This is a genomic window from Kitasatospora cystarginea, from assembly GCF_039533515.1.
Classification (GTDB): Bacteria; Actinomycetota; Actinomycetes; order Streptomycetales; family Streptomycetaceae; genus Kitasatospora; species Kitasatospora cystarginea.
Map to the genome: position 1 here is coordinate 1 of NZ_BAAATR010000188.1, position 881 is coordinate 881.

Annotated in this window: 2 protein-coding genes; both read left to right on the forward strand. The window is 69.7% G+C overall.

All coding sequences use genetic code 11. The features are described from left to right. Positions 1-106 precede the first annotated feature (106 nt). Positions 107-394, forward strand: a complete 288-nt coding sequence (locus tag ABD369_RS40750; protein ID WP_344641683.1) for a hypothetical protein — start codon at positions 107-109, stop codon at positions 392-394. Positions 395-485: 91 nt separating this feature from the next. After that, the coding region (locus tag ABD369_RS40755) for a TolB family protein (RefSeq protein ID WP_425557903.1) at positions 486-881 on the forward strand (396 nt) is incomplete at its 3' end.

Below are 881 nucleotides of genomic sequence, written 5' to 3' on the forward strand. Positions count from 1 at the left end.
CCTGCGGGTACTTCTTCGGGGCGGCCATGGCCTCGGGTCCTCTCATGAGGCCCATCTGACCCGCTGTCACCATCCGCCGCATCTCGGGGGAAGCTCAATGCTGTCCGTGGCGCCCTCACACGCCGGTGCCGTGGTCGGCGAACTGGCGGCGCTGCCGTCCGCCCTCATCCTGCCGTCCGGCCCGCACGACACCATCGCCGCGGTCGCCGGCATCCTGGGCGCGAAGCTCAACCAGCGCCACAGGCCCGGCGAACAGGGCGACGACCAGGACGGCTGCGGCTGCAGCATCGAGCTGGACAGGGACGGGGAACCCTGGGTGTTCACCCGGGGCAACTCCTACTGGTACCTGCTGGCACTCATCATCAGCCTGTTTCTGAACCTCGGCGGGTGCTGAACGCACCCCGCCGGCGTTCGAGTTCTGGGTCGTGCGGCAGGATGTGCGGACACGTAGCTGCGGATGGGGGCGCCAAGTGACCGAGGCATCAATGGAGTTGCTGGCCGAGTTGGTGGTGGACAGCGTGGTGCCGCTGTACCCCGTGGTCTCGCCGGACGGTTGCCTGGTCGCCTACGCGGTGAGGACCGTTGGTGTCAGAGAGCGCTTGGTGAGTGCACTGTGGGTGGCGGAAGCCGCCGGTGGTTCGGCCCTGCGGCAGTTGACGGACGGTAGCGCGTGGGTCGGGGCTCCGCAGTGGGCTCCGGACTCGGGGTCGTTGTACTTTGTCACTGGTCGGCAGTTGCACCGTCTGCGGCTCGGTGACGGGCTGGCGGAGGCGGTGACCGCTTGGCGCGGCGGCGTCGCCGGTTTTCGGCCGCTGGCCGACGGCCGGACGGTCGCTATGGCTGCCGTCGATGAACCGGACGCCGAGGCCGAGCGGCGGCGG